This window comes from Pseudomonas fulva NBRC 16637 = DSM 17717 (assembly GCF_000730565.1).
Taxonomy (GTDB): Bacteria; Pseudomonadota; Gammaproteobacteria; order Pseudomonadales; family Pseudomonadaceae; genus Aquipseudomonas; species Aquipseudomonas fulva.
In genome coordinates, this window is the sequence record NZ_BBIQ01000021.1 from 74,758 (window position 1) to 88,990 (window position 14,233).

Genomic DNA, 14,233 nt, shown 5'->3' on the forward strand with positions numbered 1-14,233 from the left:
GACACATGAACGATACCCCTGAACACGCCCAGCGCGAGTCCCTCATCCTGCGTGTGGTCTGGATGCTGATTTTCCTGGTGGTCTGGCAATTGGCCGAGTTGGTGCTCGCAGGCCTGGTGGTGATCCAGTTGATCTATCGGCTGATCTACGGCGCCCCCAGCGCCAGCGTGATGGACCTTGGCGATAGCCTGAGCCAGTACTTGGCACAAATCGGACGTTTCGGCACCTTCCACACGGATCAGAAACCCTGGCCGTTTGCCGATTGGCCAGCACCACGCCCGGCCGACGGCGAGGCGCCCCACGTGGCGCGCGCGCCTGAGCCTGCCCAACCTGACCAAGAGCCCAAGCTGTGAACCTGTGGGTGTTGCGCCACGGCGAAGCCGAGCCGCGAGCCACCCGCGATGCCGAGCGGCGCTTGACCGCGCATGGTCGCGAGCAGGTGCTGCACAGCGCCGCACACCTGGCAGGCAAGCCATTGCAGGCGATCATTGCCAGCCCTTATGTCCGGGCGCAGCAGACCGCTGCGTTGGTTCATGAGGCATTGGGGTTGAGCGAGCCGGTAAGCACGGTGCCGTGGCTGACCCCCGAGAGCGATGTGCAACACGCGATCGGCCAGATCGAGCGCCTTGGCCTTGATCACGTGCTGTTGGTCAGCCACCAGCCACTGGTCGGGCACCTGGTCGGGCTGCTCGAACACGGTCACCTGCAGCGGCCAGCCGCCATGGGCACTGCCAGCCTGGCGGAACTTGAGGGTGATTGGCCCCTGGCAGGCCTGATGACGCTACGGGCCTTGCACACGTCCCGCTGATTGCCTGCCGTGGCTTTGCCAAGCGGGTTTGCAAGGGAGGCAACTGGCATTTTTGTCAGTTGTTTCAATCGATTGCGGTTTGCTAGCTTTGCCACAAAGGACATGTACAAGGTTGGGTCGATGACGGGCGAAATGTGGAAATTGTTGTGCTCGCTGGACCTGCAAACCACCACTGAGAAGGTCGAGCAAGGCATCGCCCTGGATCACGCCCAGCACAGCTTGCTGCGGGAGGTCGCCGACGCCAAGTTCTACCATCTGATGCGCAAGATCCAGACGGACACGGCGCTTGAGGAAAATCGACGTCAGCAGGCCGAGCAGGAGCTGCTCGCCTTGCAGCAAGCCTGCACCCGCGTGGCCCATCTGATGCAAACCAGCTGCCTGGCATTGCGCAGGCTGGAGCTGGACGCTGATGACCAGCGTCTGGCCCGTGAGACGCTGGAAAGCCATCAAGTCTTCATCAAGGCGTGCCTGCGACGCTCGCTGGGCAGCTTTGATCGATCGGCATGACCTGATCGCCCTTGCCGATGACCTTTCCGAACGTTGCCTGAGCCCTGGTGGACACCCACAATGGGCCATTCTCTGCGCCCGGAAGCCCGCCATGCCGCAACCGATATTCTTTGCCCATGCCAATGGGTTTCCGTCGGCCACCTACGGCAAGCTGTTCGCCGCTCTGGCGCCGGACTACCACGTGCAGAGCCTGCCCCAGCACGGCCATGACCCGCGGTTTCCGGTGGACGCCAACTGGCAGAGCCTGGTGGACGAGCTGTTGTACCATCTTGAGCAGCAGCCCGACCCCGTTTGGGGCGTGGGGCATTCGCTGGGGGGTGTTCTGCATTTGCATGCCGCCCTGCGCCGACCAGAACTTTACCGGGGCGTGGTCATGCTCGACTCGCCCGTGCTGACCCGCGCAGACCAGTTGTTGCTGCGCGCCGCCAAGCACCTGGGCTTGATCGACCGCATTACCCCAGCCGGTCGGACGCTAGGGCGGCGCGCCGAATTCGAAGATCGGCTCAGTGCCCGCGCGTATTTCGCCAGCCGATCACTGTTCCGCCACTTCGACCCCGACTGCCTGGATGCCTACGTCGAACATGGCTTGCACGAGCAGCAGCACACGCTGTCCCTGCGCTTCGATCCTGCTACCGAAATCAGCATCTATCGCAACGTACCCCACCTGAACCCTGCGCCTGTCCGGCAGTTGCGCCTGCCGCTGGCCATGGTCCGTGGCCAGGCCAGTACCGTCGTGCGCCGCCATCATGCCTTGGCGGTGCGGGGCATACCGAAGGGGGAATACCACAGCGTTCCGGGTGGCCACATGTTCCCGCTGGAGCACCCGGAAGATACCGCCAGCCTGATCAAGGGCCTGTTCGATAGGTGGGGGCAGGCATGAACGTGCAGGTCGAAGACATACGCTTGAATCTTGGCCATATCGAACTGGCCGGCCACGTGTTCGGCCCCGAGGACGGCCTGCCGGTCATTGCGTTGCACGGCTGGCTGGACAACGCCAACAGCTTCGCGCGTCTCGCGCCTCGCCTTCAGGGCCTGCGCATCGTGGCCTTGGACATGGCCGGTCATGGCCATTCGCAGCATCGCCCGCCGGGTGCCGGCTACGCGCTGGCCGACTACGCCTACGACATCGTGCGCGCAGCCGAGCAACTGGGCTGGGAGCAGTTCGCGCTGCTGGGCCATTCGCTTGGCGCCATCATCAGCGTGCAACTGGCCGCCGCACTGCCCGAGCGCGTCAGCCACCTGGCACTTATCGATGGCCTCATCCCGCCCACCGGCGAAGAGCAGGACGCCCCCGAGCGCCTGGGGATGGCGCTGCGTGCACAGATGCGCCTCGATACCAAGCGCAAGTCGGTGTACAGCACGCAGGACCAAGGCGTGGAGGCACGCATGAAGGGCATGGTGGCGGTGAGCCGCGAAGCGGCCGAGCTGCTGGCCCAGCGTGGGCTGATGCCCGTGGCCGGGGGGTACAGCTGGCGCAGCGACAGCCGCTTGACTTTGCCCTCGCCAGTGCGCCTGACGCAAGACCAGGCAATGGCCTACGTGCGACACGTCAAGTGCCCCGGCTGCCTGGTGGTGGCAGCGCAGGGCATGCTGGCACGTCGCGAAGGGCTGCTTGAGCAGCTACCCTTTGAACAGGTGACCTTGCCCGGTGGCCATCACCTGCACCTGAACGATGAGCAGGGCGCAACGCTTGTAGCAGACTGTTTCAATCGCTTCTTTGGCTTTGCTTGACTTGCACCGGACAAGTGTCGAGGCTTGGCGGGTTGATCAGGGAGACAACCATGCAATTGCCAGACATGTACATGCTTCACCTTGACGCCGGGCGCCGCGTGGTTTGCCTATGACTGCGCCTGTCGCCTGGCGTTGCCTGCTGGCCGCCGGTACGCTGCTCGCCAGCTCTACGCTCTGGGCCGGCGGCCTGCCCGTGCCAGTGGACGCCAAGATTGTCGACCAGCGCCCCGCCGTGGAGCAGGAGCGTGTCTACCCATTGGGGCCACTGCGCAAGATCAGCGGCCGTCTGCGGGTGGAGGATAAAGTCGAGAGCCGTGGCCAGGTCAGCTCCACGACCTATGAACTGCCGGTTGAGCGCTCTGCGCGGGAGGCGTTCACGCGCGCGCGCGAGAGCTTGCAGCAAGAAGGCGGGTACCCGTTGTTCTGGTGCCAAGGCCGCGATTGTGGCGAGGCCAGCCTGTGGGCCAACGAAGTCTTTGCCAATGCTCGGCTCAATGGTGGCGATGAGCGCCAGGCGTTCATCCTGCTACGCCGCTCTGCCGACCAGGCTGATACGTTGGTCGCACTCTACAGCGTAACCCGTGGCAACCGGCGGGCCTACCTGCATGTGGAGGAGTTCGTCGCAGCCCACCCGTTGGGTGAGCTGCTGCCCACGGCTGCAACCGTGCTGCGTGAGATGCGTGACACCGGCAAGCTTGATTATCCTGATTTGAGCGACCCGCAGCCGGCCTGGGCAACCCTGCTTGCACGCAGCCTCAACCTGGACAGCACCTTGCGCGCCACCCTCAGCGGCGCCCAGGCCGAGGCCTGGCGTGAAGCGCTGATAAAGGCCGGTGTACGCAGCGCTCGCCTGGAAGTCGGCGACTCGCCCACCGATGGCCTGCACCTCGAACTGATTCGTTGACGGGCAAGACCATGGTTGAAAATGACCGCCTGCTGATCCAGATCCTGTTGCTGGCATTGCTGGGCGCCGGCCTGTGGGTCATGGCCCCCTTCATTTCGGCGCTGCTGTGGGGGGCCATCCTCGCATTCGCCAGCTGGCCCCTGATGCGTTTTCTCACCCGCGTGCTGGGTGGACGCGAAACCCTCGCCGCCGGTCTGTTGACCAGCGCCTGGATCCTTATCGTGGCGCTGCCTTTGGTCTGGCTGGGCTTCAACCTGGCCGACCACATTCGTGATGCAACCTTGTTCGTGCGTGATGTGCAGGTCGATGGCCTGCCGGATGCGCCCGTGTGGCTGGTCGACATCCCGTTGGTAGGCGAACGCATGGCCAGCTGGTGGTCGTCGCTGGACCAGCAGGGTGCTGCGCTACTGGCGTCGGTCAAACCCTACCTGGGGCAAGTGGGTAACTGGTTGCTGGCCCGCAGCGCGCAGATCGGCAGTGGCGTGCTGGAGCTCACCCTGAGCCTGGTCTTCGTGTTCTTCTTCTATCGCGACGGGCCGCGGCTCTCGGCGTTCGTGCTGCGGCTGCTGCACCGGCTGACCGGCGAGCGTGCCGAGTATTACCTGAACCTGGTAGCCGGCACGGTGCAACGGGTGGTCAACGGTGTGATCGGTACGGCGGCGGCGCAAGCCCTGCTCGCCTTGATCGGCTTTCTCATCGCAGGCGTGCCGGGTGCCATCGTGCTTGGGTTGGTCACCTTCATGCTCAGCCTGATCCCCATGGGCCCGCCGCTGGCCTGGCTGCCGGTGACCGGCTGGCTGGTCTGGAAGGGTGAGTACGGCATGGCGATCTTCATGGGCATCTGGGGCACCTTCGTCATCAGTGGCGTGGACAACGTGCTCAAGCCCTACCTGATCAGCCGTGGCGGAGACCTACCGCTGGTGATCGTGTTGCTCGGCGTGTTCGGCGGCCTGATTGCCTTCGGCTTCATCGGCCTGTTCATTGGCCCGACGTTATTGGCCATAGGCTACAGCCTGCTGCTGGACTGGAGTCGCAACGTGCAGCCCACCCCAACTGCCTAGCCCTGCTGCCTGGCCGAACACCTTTCTTTACGTGTTCTTTATGCCAGGCCTGCCGCTTCGATCTCGAGCCTTTACGCTGGCCTGACCGAAAATCCCCGTAAAGCGGCCACTGCCGCATCAACGGGGAATCATTCATGAACGTGCTCGAAGGGATGTCACTGCTGATCGCGGTGGCCATGGCGGTGTACCTGCTGACGGCGCTATTGCGCGCCGATCGCAGTTAAGGGGTCGCCCATGCATGCCTACGATATCGCCTTGCTGCTGGCCTTCTTCGCCATAGTCCTGCTACCGGCCCCTTGGCTGGGAAGGTTCTACTTCAATGTCATGGAGGGCCGGCGCACGTGGCTTACGCCATTACTGGGACCGATCGAAAATGCCTGCTACCGGCTGGCTGGGATTTGCCCATCGCAGCAACAGGGCTGGCGCCACTATGCCCTGGCGCTGCTGATCTTCAATTTGGTTGGGTTCCTCCTGCTGTTCGGCGCGCTGTTGGGCCAAGGCCTTCTGCCGTTGAATCCGCAGCGCTTACCCGGTCTTGAGTGGTCGCTGGCCTTCAACACCGCGGTCAGTTTCGTGACCAACACCAACTGGCAGGCCTACAGTGGCGAGGCCTCCATCAGCTACCTGAACCAGATGCTCGGCCTGACCGTGCAGAACTTCGTCAGTGCTGCCACGGGCCTGGCCGTGCTGGTAGCCCTGTGCCGTGGTATCGCCCGTCGCAGCAGTGCGGCCCTGGGCAATTTCTGGGTGGACATGACCCGGGCCACGCTTTATGGGCTTTTGCCCATGTCCTTGCTGCTGGCGCTGCTGTTGGTCTGGCAGGGCGTGCCACAGACCTTCAGCGACTATGCCCATGCCCTGACGTTGCAAGGGGCCGAGCAGTTGATCCCGCTCGGCCCGGCAGCCAGCCAGATTGCGATCAAGCAGCTGGGTACCAACGGCGGCGGCTTCTTCGGCGTCAATTCGGCGCATCCGTTTGAAAACCCGACAGCGTGGAGCAACCTGTTCGAGGTATCGGCGATCATCCTGATTCCCGTGGCTCTGGTGTTCATGTTCGGCCATTACGTGAAAGACTTGCGCCAGAGCCGCGCCATTGTGGCCTGCATGCTTGCACTGTTTCTGGTCGGCGGCGCCTCGGCCTTGTGGGCCGAACATCAGCCCAACCCAGCGCTGCACGCCAGCGAGGTAGAGCAGGCAGCCCCTCTGGAAGGCAAGGAAAGTCGCTTTGGCACCACCGGATCGGTGTTGTGGACGGTCACCACCACGGCCGCTTCCAACGGTTCGGTCAATGCCATGCACGACAGCCTCAACCCACTGACCGGCATGGTGGCCATGGTCAACATGATGGTCGGCGAAGTCATCTTCGGCGGCGTCGGGGCGGGCCTGTACGGCATGTTGCTGTTCGTGCTGATCGCGGTGTTTCTCTGCGGGCTGATGATCGGCCGCACGCCGGAATACCTGGGCAAGAAGCTTCAAGCCCGTGAGGTGCAGCTGTTGGTGGCGACCTTGTTGGTGATGCCGGTCGGCGTGCTGGTACTGGCCGCCGTCGCTGCCAGCCAGCCAGGGCCGGCCACAGCGGTCAGCAACCCCGGTGCCCATGGCTTCAGCCAGTTGCTGTATGCCTATACCTCCGGGGCCGCCAACAACGGGTCAGCCTTCGCAGGCTTTGGCGCCAACACGGTGTTTCACAACCTCATGATCGGTCTGGCGATGCTGATCGGCCGTTTTGGTTACATCCTGCCAATCCTGGCGCTGGCAGGGAGCCTGGCAGCCAAGCCACAGGCACCTCAAGGCCCCAACAGCTTCCCCACCCATGGGCCACTGTTCACCTTCCTGCTGCTGCTGACCATCTTGCTGGTAGGCGGGCTGACCTTCCTGCCGACCTTGGCCTTGGGGCCGATTGCCGACCATTTTAGCCAGGCCTATTGAGAGATGACCATGAACATGCCCATTCCAGAGATCAAGGCCCAACCAGACGCAGCAGCCCAGACGCGGCTGGCCGCGCTGTGGCGGCCGGCATTGCTGCAGGCGTTCCTCAAGCTCGATCCGCGTCAGCTCAAGCGCTCACCTGTCATGCTGGTGGTGGCCATCACGGCCGTACTGACCACCGTGCTGTGCCTGACCCCAGCCAATGGCGTCACCCCAGGCGTTGCGGTGCAGATCGCCGCCTGGCTGTGGTTCACCGTGCTGTTTGCCAACTTCGCCGAGGCCCTGGCCGAAGGCCGGGGGAAAGCCCGTGCCGACAGCCTCAAAGCCGGCAGCCAGGGGCTCTCGGCCAGGCGGCGCAACCCGGATGGCAGCTTCGACAACGTCCCGGCCGCGTCCCTGCGCAAGGGTGATGTCGTCCGGGTGGAGGCTGGGGAGATGATCCCCGCCGACGCCGAGGTGATAGAAGGCATCGCTGCCGTCAACGAGGCAGCCATCACCGGGGAATCCGCGCCCGTCATTCGCGAGTCAGGCGGCGATCGTTCGGCGGTGACCGGCAATACCCTTCTGGTGTCGGACTGGCTGCTGATCCGCATCGCCAGCAACCCCGGTGATTCCACCCTGGACCGCATGATCGCCCTGGTCGAGGGCGCGCGCCGGCAAAAAACGCCCAACGAGATCGCCCTGGACATGCTGTTGATCGGCCTGACCCTGGTGTTTCTGATCGTGGTGGTGACCCTGCAACCCTTTGCTCACTTCGCTGGGGGCAGCTTGCCGCTGATCTTCCTGGCGGCGTTGCTCGTCACACTCATTCCCACCACCATCGGCGGCCTGCTCTCGGCCATCGGCATCGCCGGCATGGACCGCCTTGTGCGCCTCAATGTCATCGCCCGTTCAGGGCGCGCCGTGGAAGCCGCAGGCGATGTGCACACCTTGATGCTGGACAAGACCGGTACCATCACTTTCGGTAACCGCCGCTGCAGCGCACTGTACGCTGCGCCCGGGGTGACGGCCCGTGAGCTGGGGGAGGGGGCTTTGCTGGCTTCGCTGGCCGACGACACGGCAGAGGGCAAGTCGATCGTCGAGTACCTGCATCAGCTTCATGATTTCGTCGAACCGCCGGCCGGGCACTACCAACCGGTGGCCTTCACTGCCCAGACACGCCTGTCTGGTATCGACCTGGGGGCACATCGTTATCGAAAAGGTGCCGTCGATGCGCTCCTTGCCTTCGTCGATATGCCGCGCGCGGATATGCCGCCAGCCCTTGCCCGTGAGGTAGAGCGCACCGCCCAGTCAGGCGGTACGCCGCTGCTGGTCTGCGTCGACAAGCGCCTGTTGGGCGTGATTCACCTCAAGGATGTGGTCAAACCTGGCATTCGCGAACGCTTTGCCGAACTGCGCAAACTGGGCATCAGGACCGTGATGGTCACTGGCGACAACCCGCTCACGGCAGCCGCGATCGCGGCCGAAGCAGGCGTGGACGATGTGCTGGCCGAGGCTACACCGGAGAAAAAACTGGCGCGCATTCGCCAGGAGCAGCAAGACGGGCGCCTGGTGGCCATGTGCGGCGATGGTGCCAACGACGCGCCAGCCCTGGCCCAGGCGGATGTGGGCATGGCCATGAACGATGGTACCCAGGCTGCCCGTGAGGCGGCCAACATGGTCGATCTGGACAGTGATCCGACCAAGCTGCTGGACGTGGTGCACGTTGGCAAGGCGCTGCTCGTCACCCGTGGGGCGCTGACCACCTTTTCCATCGCCAACGACGTGGCCAAGTATTTCGCCATATTGCCAGCCTTGTTTGCGGTGATTTACCCGCAGCTGGGCGTGCTCAACGTCATGCAGCTGGCAAGCCCGCAGAGCGCCATCCTGTCTGCCATCGTGTTCAACGCACTGATCATCGTCGTGCTCATTCCGTTGGCCCTGCGTGGGGTGCAGATCAAGGCTGCCAGCGCTGCGCAGCTGCTCAGGCGCAACCTGCTGATCTACGGACTGGGCGGCATCATCGTACCGTTTGCCGGCATCAAGGTCATCGACCTGTTGCTCAACGCCTTGCACCTGGTCTGAGGAGGCCATCATGACTGCATACCTACGCCCGGCCCTGAGTCTGCTCCTGTCGATGACCTTTCTGACGGGTGCGCTGTACCCCTTGGCAGTCACGGGTATTGCCCAGGTGGCGTTCCCCTACCAGGCCAATGGCAGCCTGGTGCAAGACGAGCAGGGGCGTGTGCGCGGCTCTGCCTTGATCGCCCAGCGCTTCGAGGGTGACGGTTGGTTTCATTCCCGTCCTTCGGCAGGTGATTTCGCGACCGTGGCCAGCAGCGCGAGCAACCTTGCCCCTGGCAATCCCGCGTTGATGCAGCGTGTCCAGGCACAGGCGGGTGCGTTGTACCGGCCAGGGCAAGGGCCGGTCCCCTTGGCCTTGGTCACGACCTCGGGCAGTGGGCTGGACCCCCACCTGCCGCCGCAGGCCGTGGCGTATCAGTTGCCACGGGTAGCTGCCGCCCGGCATCTACCCGTCGAACGCTTGCAGAGTCTGCTCGAAGCCGCCACGCTGCGCCCATTGGTGGGCCCTGCGGTGGTCAACGTCCTGGCCCTTAACCAGGCGCTGGAAAAGACGAGCCGTTCGGGCCAGGGCCTGTGACCCTTGCTGTGAAGGAAATCCCATGAGTGACTCCGACCGCGCCGATGCGCTGCTGGCGAATTTCCCCCAGCCAGGGCGAGGCCGGCTGAAGGTGTTTCTTGGCGCCGCGCCCGGTGTCGGCAAGACCTTTGCCATGCTCACCCACGCCCATGCCCAGCAGCGCATGGGCCGCCCGGTACTGGTAGGCGTGGTCGAAACCCATGGCCGTGCCGAAACCGAGGCCCTGTTGGCAGGCTTGCGCCAGCAACCGATGCTACGCACCCGTTACCGGGGCGTGACCTTGCACGAAATGGACCTGGATGGGGTGCTCGGTACCCCGGGCAGCCTGGTGCTGGTGGACGAGTTGGCCCACAGCAACGCACCGGGCAGCCGCCACGCCAAGCGCTGGCAGGATGTGCAGGAACTGCTGGCCGCCGGCATCGACGTCTACACCACGGTCAATGTCCAGCACCTGGAGAGCCTCAACGACAAGGTGCGCGATATCACCGGTGTCCTGGTGCGTGAAACGGTGCCGGACTGGGTGGTGCACGAAGCGTTCGACCTGTTGCTGGTGGACTTGCCGCCGCGCGACCTGCTCGAACGCTTGCGCGAAGGCAAGGTGTATGTGCCTGAGCAAGCGCGCGCAGCCATCGACGCATTCTTTTCCCAGCGCAACCTCAGCGCGCTGCGCGAACTGGCCATGCAGGCCGCTGCCGCCCAGGTCGATGCCGATGCGGCCCAGGGCTATCGCCAAGGCGGCGCTGCAGCGCCAGCGCTGCGTGGGCGCTTGCTGGTCGGTGTGGATGGCGATGACCAGGCCGAGCGCTTGGTGCGTCATGCCAGCCGCGTGGCGCAGCGCCGGCACCTACCCTGGAGCCTGGTCCACGTGGATAACGGTCGCCTGCGCGACGAGACCGGGCGCCAGCGGTTACAGGCCGCCCAGCAACTGGCCGAGCGCCTGGGTGGGGACGTGGTCGTGCTGCGCGCCGCGGAGGTGGCCCGTACACTGATCGAGCATGCCCGAGAGCGGCGTGCCAGCGTGGTACTGGTCGGACAGTCCCGAGACCGGTGGCGCCGCCGCCTGTTCGGCGCTGGTGTCGCTGCACGGCTGTTGCGGGCCAGTCAGGGTCTGGAGGTCAATGTGCTCGATCGCGACGTCCTGCGCTCGGCACCCAAGCCAACGGCCCGGTATGCGTGGGTGTGGCGACATTACCTGCTGGCGCTGGCAGCGACCGCTCTGGCGGCGGGCCTGGCCTGGGCAGTGGCCAGCGTGCTGGCATTGCCCAACATTTCCCTGGTGTTTCTGGCAGCGGTCCTGCTGGTGGCGGTGCGCACCAGCCTTGGCCCCGCCCTGGCCTGTGCGCTGCTTTCATTCCTGGCGTACGATTTTCTGTTCATTCCGCCCAACTTTTCCCTGAGTATCCAGCGCGAAGAGGACGTGCTGACCCTGGTGTTCTTCCTGCTGATGGCCGCGCTCACGGGTAACCTGGCCGCGCGCCAGCGCAGCCAGTTGCAGGCCCTGCGTGAAACCCAGGCGCAAACCATCCAGTTGTTGGACCTGTCTCGACGCCTGACCGGGGCCACGGACCGTCAGGCGGTGCTGGAGGTTGCGCACCAGCACCTCGATGGTCGGCTTGGCTGGCAGGTCTGCATCCTGCAGCGCGACGAGCATGGCCAACTGCACATAGCCAGCGGCGGTCCCATTGCTTTCACCGATAACGAGCGCGCCGCGGCCCAGTGGGCCTGGCAGCACGACCAGGCGGCCGGGCGCAGCAGCGACACCCTGCCCGAAGGGCGTTGGTGGTGGTGGCCCTTGACCGTGGACAGCCAGCCTCTGGCCTTGATGGGTGTGTCTGAGCGCCCAGGCCAGGCACTCAGTGGCCCCGACCGGCGATTGCTTCGTGGCTTGGCGCAGCCTGTGGCCCAAGCCCTGGCGCGGGCGCAGTTGTCCGAGCAGTTGGAGGCGGCGCGTCTGCACGGTGAGACCGAACAACTGCGCAGTGCGTTGCTGGCCTCCGTATCCCACGACTTGCGCACGCCGCTGACGTCCATGCGCGGCAGCATCGACAGTTTGCTGGCGTTGGGCGAGGCCCTTGCCGAGTCGGACCGGCGTGAGCTGCTCGAAGGCACCCGCGACGAAGCCGAGCGGCTGGACCGCTATATTCAGAACCTGCTGGACATGACCCGCCTGGGGCACGGCAGTCTCAAGCTGGCACGGGACTGGGTAGCGCCTGCCGACATCGTGGGCAGCGCGTTGCATCGACTGCGCGCCGTGCTGGCACCCCTGAACCTGGAAACTCAGGTGCCGGCCAACTTGCCGCTGCTGTTCGTGCATGCCGCGTTGGTCGAGCAGGCCCTGGTCAACGTGCTCGAGAATGCCGCGCGGTTTTCGCCTGCTCAGGGGCGGCTGCGCGTCGAGGTGACGGCGCGCGACCAGCAACTGCACATCGCCGTCAGCGATGAAGGCCCTGGCATTGCCCTGGCAGATCGGGACAAGGTCTTCGACATGTTCTACACCGCTGCCCGCGGTGATCGCGGTGGTCAGGGCACCGGCCTGGGCTTGGCGATCTGCCAGGGGATGATCGGGGCACATGGCGGTCAGGTCAGGGTTGGCGAGGGCATCGATGGCGTTGGCACCTGCATGACTTTATGCTTGCCGCTGCCTACCCAACCGGATACCGGAAGCGACGTGCCATGAGCCAGACCGCCACTTTGCTGGTCATCGATGATGAGCCCCAGATCCGCAAATTCCTGCGCATCAGCCTGGCTTCCCAGGGTTATAAAGTCCTAGAAGCGGAGAACGGCACCCAGGGGCTGGCGCAGGCGGCCTTGGGTAAGCCTGACCTGGTGGTCCTGGACCTGGGCCTGCCGGACATGGACGGGCAGCAGGTGCTGCGCGAACTGCGCCAGTGGAGCACGGTGCCGGTGGTGGTCTTGTCGGTACGCGCCAGCGAAGCGCAGAAGGTCGACGCCTTGGACAGCGGCGCCAACGACTATGTGACCAAGCCGTTTGGCATTCAGGAGTTTCTCGCGCGTATTCGTGCGCTGCTCAGGCAGATACCGCAGACGGGCGGTGCCCCAGCCTGCCTCAGCATTGGGCCGCTGACCGTCGATCTTGCCTTGCGACGCGTGACCCTGGATGACGCCGAAGTGACCTTGACCCGCAAGGAATATGCACTGTTGGCGCAACTTGCAAGCCATCCGGGGCGCGTCATCACTCAGCAGCAACTGCTCAAGGACATCTGGGGGCCAACCCATGTGGGTGACACGCATTATTTGCGCATCGTGGTCGGGCACCTGCGGCAAAAGCTTGGCGACGACCCAATGGCGCCGCGCTTCATTGCCACCGAGGCAGGGGTAGGGTACCGGTTGCTCGCCCCAGTGCAGTGACCGGCCTGGCTCAGGCTCTGGGCGGGTCCTTCTCGAACAGCGTGCGGACGCTGTCCAGGTAGTGCCGTGCGCCCAGGCCCAAGGGTCTGGATTTGATCCAGATGATGTCCACCCACAGGCGCAGGCGGCTGGCCATATTGTCCATGCGCACCTCTGCCAGCGCGCCTGACGCGATGAGCGGCTCTACCAGGGGCTGTGGCAAATAAGCCCAGCCAAGGCCTGATTGCACCAGGTCCAGTGTGGCCAGGTAGCTGTCGGTCAGCCAGATGCGTCGGGACAGCACCATGCGCGGGTCAGAGCCGGTGGGGTTGCCGGAGGCGACGATGATCTGCCGCTGTTCGGCGAAGGCTTCTTCGGGCAGGGGCATGGCACCCTGCACGCCGGCAGGGTGACGCGGGGAGGCGACGGCCACCAGTAGCTGACTGCCGGCTTCGAGAAACGACTCGCGCTCATCGATACCAGGGCGTTCGAAGACCAGTGCCAGTTGCACGGTGCCGTCGTGCAGCAAGCGGATGGCCTCGCGCTGGCTGGCCGAGCGCACCTCCACTTCCAGGCCGGGAAAGGCCTGCGCCAAGGCGTGTAGGGGTTGGCTCCAGGGCCCGGTTTGCAGTTCGGGTGCCATGGCGAGGGTCAGGCGCTTTTCCAAGCCTTGGTGCAGTTGCAGGGCCTGGGCATCGAGCAGGTTCAGCTGGCAGATCACTTGCCTGGCTTGCGGCTCCAGCGCCAGGGCTGCGCTGGTGGGCAAGGCTTTGCGGGTGGTGCGGTCGAACAGCGGCAGGTCCAGTTCTGCCTCCAGTTGCGCGATGGCCATGCTTATTGCGGATGGCACCCGGCCTAGCTTGCGCGCTGCAGCGGAAAAGGACCCGGCCTCCAGCACGGCCAGGAAGATCGTAAGGGAGTCACTGGTGAAGGCCATGCGGGTGCCTGATGCTGAGCGGGGTGGGGGTCGAGGGTAATGCTGGGGCGGGGAGATTGCTACCGCCTTACGGGTCTTCGGGGTTCATCTATAAGATTCGTCCTGAAATGGGGCTGGAGCTTTAGCCCAAGATGCCGTTGCCGTTGCCGTTGCCGTTGCCGTTGCCGTTGCTTTGGCTTTTGCTTCTAAGCGCACGGTAGTCCAGGCAACACAGATCGCGACTTCAGGAGGCCGAGCGCAGGGCTTGCGGAGGGAGGTGACGGGCATGGATGCCCGTCAAGCGCTGGGCCCCAGGATGGGGCCTGCAGCGCGGTCCTCCCGGGAGCAAGCCCGGAGCGAGGGGACCCCGGAGCGTAGCGTAGGGGCC

14 protein-coding genes are annotated in these 14,233 nt (G+C 64.8%); 13 read left to right on the forward strand and 1 reads right to left on the reverse strand.

From position 1 onward, the window contains the following. Window positions 1–5 precede the first annotated feature (5 nt). From PFU01S_RS18395 to PFU01S_RS18455, 13 genes are all read left to right on the forward strand, one after another. Window positions 6–353: a DUF4389 domain-containing protein gene (locus PFU01S_RS18395; protein WP_028686589.1), complete on the forward strand. Its 348-nt coding sequence runs from the start codon at window positions 6–8 to the stop codon at window positions 351–353. Next, entirely contained in the window at window positions 350–808 is a 459-nt protein-coding gene (gene sixA, locus PFU01S_RS18400; protein WP_028686588.1) for a phosphohistidine phosphatase SixA, read from the forward strand. The genes PFU01S_RS18395 and sixA overlap by 4 nt, the downstream gene beginning before the upstream one ends. A gap of 132 nt (window positions 809–940) precedes the next feature. After that, window positions 941–1,315: a hypothetical protein gene (locus tag PFU01S_RS18405; RefSeq protein ID WP_028686587.1), complete on the forward strand. Its 375-nt coding sequence runs from the start codon at window positions 941–943 to the stop codon at window positions 1,313–1,315. A gap of 91 nt (window positions 1,316–1,406) precedes the next feature. Beyond that, window positions 1,407–2,195 carry an alpha/beta fold hydrolase gene (locus tag PFU01S_RS18410; RefSeq protein WP_027916279.1) on the forward strand — a complete coding sequence of 263 codons (789 nt, stop codon included), beginning with the start codon at window positions 1,407–1,409 and terminating at the stop codon, window positions 2,193–2,195. After that, window positions 2,192–3,046 carry an alpha/beta hydrolase gene (locus tag PFU01S_RS18415; RefSeq protein ID WP_028686586.1) on the forward strand — a complete coding sequence of 285 codons (855 nt, stop codon included), beginning with the start codon at window positions 2,192–2,194 and terminating at the stop codon, window positions 3,044–3,046. The genes PFU01S_RS18410 and PFU01S_RS18415 overlap by 4 nt, the downstream gene beginning before the upstream one ends. A 109-nt stretch (window positions 3,047–3,155) precedes the next feature. Next, window positions 3,156–3,950, forward strand: a complete 795-nt coding sequence (locus PFU01S_RS18420; RefSeq protein ID WP_027916277.1) for a DUF4892 domain-containing protein — start codon at window positions 3,156–3,158, stop codon at window positions 3,948–3,950. Window positions 3,951–3,961: 11 nt separating this feature from the next. Continuing rightward, the gene (locus tag PFU01S_RS18425) at window positions 3,962–5,011 is read left to right on the forward strand and encodes an AI-2E family transporter (RefSeq protein ID WP_027916276.1); all 1,050 of its coding nucleotides are present in this window, start codon (window positions 3,962–3,964) and stop codon (window positions 5,009–5,011) included. A 134-nt stretch (window positions 5,012–5,145) separates the two neighbouring features. After that, window positions 5,146–5,235 carry a K(+)-transporting ATPase subunit F gene (gene kdpF / locus PFU01S_RS18430; RefSeq protein ID WP_033695165.1) on the forward strand — a complete coding sequence of 30 codons (90 nt, stop codon included), beginning with the start codon at window positions 5,146–5,148 and terminating at the stop codon, window positions 5,233–5,235. 10 nt (window positions 5,236–5,245) lie between these two features. Continuing rightward, window positions 5,246–6,940, forward strand: a complete 1,695-nt coding sequence (kdpA, locus tag PFU01S_RS18435) for a potassium-transporting ATPase subunit KdpA (RefSeq protein ID WP_028686585.1) — start codon at window positions 5,246–5,248, stop codon at window positions 6,938–6,940. Between the two features lie 9 nt (window positions 6,941–6,949). Continuing rightward, window positions 6,950–9,004: a potassium-transporting ATPase subunit KdpB gene (gene kdpB / locus PFU01S_RS18440; protein ID WP_028686584.1), complete on the forward strand. Its 2,055-nt coding sequence runs from the start codon at window positions 6,950–6,952 to the stop codon at window positions 9,002–9,004. 10 nt (window positions 9,005–9,014) lie between these two features. Then, a complete protein-coding gene (gene kdpC, locus PFU01S_RS18445; protein WP_027916273.1) occupies window positions 9,015–9,581 on the forward strand; it encodes a potassium-transporting ATPase subunit KdpC in 567 nt (188 codons plus the stop codon). Window positions 9,582–9,603: 22 nt separating this feature from the next. Beyond that, window positions 9,604–12,258: a DUF4118 domain-containing protein gene (locus PFU01S_RS18450; protein ID WP_028686583.1), complete on the forward strand. Its 2,655-nt coding sequence runs from the start codon at window positions 9,604–9,606 to the stop codon at window positions 12,256–12,258. Next, entirely contained in the window at window positions 12,255–12,950 is a 696-nt protein-coding gene (locus tag PFU01S_RS18455; protein WP_027916271.1) for a response regulator, read from the forward strand. Before PFU01S_RS18450 ends, PFU01S_RS18455 begins: the two co-directional genes overlap by 4 nt. A 10-nt stretch (window positions 12,951–12,960) precedes the next feature. On the opposite strand, the gene PFU01S_RS18460 is transcribed toward PFU01S_RS18455, so the two are convergent. Next, window positions 12,961–13,866, reverse strand: coding sequence for a LysR family transcriptional regulator (locus PFU01S_RS18460; protein WP_027916270.1), 906 nt, complete (start codon window positions 13,864–13,866; stop codon window positions 12,961–12,963). Window positions 13,867–14,233 lie beyond the last annotated feature (367 nt).

What these genes read in the sequence shown, in the direction of transcription:
- kdpC (WP_027916273.1), top strand. Translation starts at nt 9,015, where the DNA reads ATGACTGCATACCTACGCCCGGCCCTGAGTCTGCTCCTGTCGATGACC.
- PFU01S_RS18425 (WP_027916276.1), top strand. Translation starts at nt 3,962, where the DNA reads ATGGTTGAAAATGACCGCCTGCTGATCCAGATCCTGTTGCTGGCATTG.
- PFU01S_RS18415 (WP_028686586.1), top strand. Translation starts at nt 2,192, where the DNA reads ATGAACGTGCAGGTCGAAGACATACGCTTGAATCTTGGCCATATCGAA.
- PFU01S_RS18405 (WP_028686587.1), top strand. Translation starts at nt 941, where the DNA reads ATGTGGAAATTGTTGTGCTCGCTGGACCTGCAAACCACCACTGAGAAG.
- PFU01S_RS18420 (WP_027916277.1), top strand. Translation starts at nt 3,156, where the DNA reads ATGACTGCGCCTGTCGCCTGGCGTTGCCTGCTGGCCGCCGGTACGCTG.
- PFU01S_RS18450 (WP_028686583.1), top strand. Translation starts at nt 9,604, where the DNA reads ATGAGTGACTCCGACCGCGCCGATGCGCTGCTGGCGAATTTCCCCCAG.
- PFU01S_RS18395 (WP_028686589.1), top strand. Translation starts at nt 6, where the DNA reads ATGAACGATACCCCTGAACACGCCCAGCGCGAGTCCCTCATCCTGCGT.
- PFU01S_RS18410 (WP_027916279.1), top strand. Translation starts at nt 1,407, where the DNA reads ATGCCGCAACCGATATTCTTTGCCCATGCCAATGGGTTTCCGTCGGCC.
- kdpB (WP_028686584.1), top strand. Translation starts at nt 6,950, where the DNA reads ATGAACATGCCCATTCCAGAGATCAAGGCCCAACCAGACGCAGCAGCC.
- kdpF (WP_033695165.1), top strand. Translation starts at nt 5,146, where the DNA reads ATGAACGTGCTCGAAGGGATGTCACTGCTGATCGCGGTGGCCATGGCG.
- kdpA (WP_028686585.1), top strand. Translation starts at nt 5,246, where the DNA reads ATGCATGCCTACGATATCGCCTTGCTGCTGGCCTTCTTCGCCATAGTC.
- PFU01S_RS18455 (WP_027916271.1), top strand. Translation starts at nt 12,255, where the DNA reads ATGAGCCAGACCGCCACTTTGCTGGTCATCGATGATGAGCCCCAGATC.
- PFU01S_RS18460 (WP_027916270.1), bottom strand. Translation starts at nt 13,866, where the DNA reads ATGGCCTTCACCAGTGACTCCCTTACGATCTTCCTGGCCGTGCTGGAG.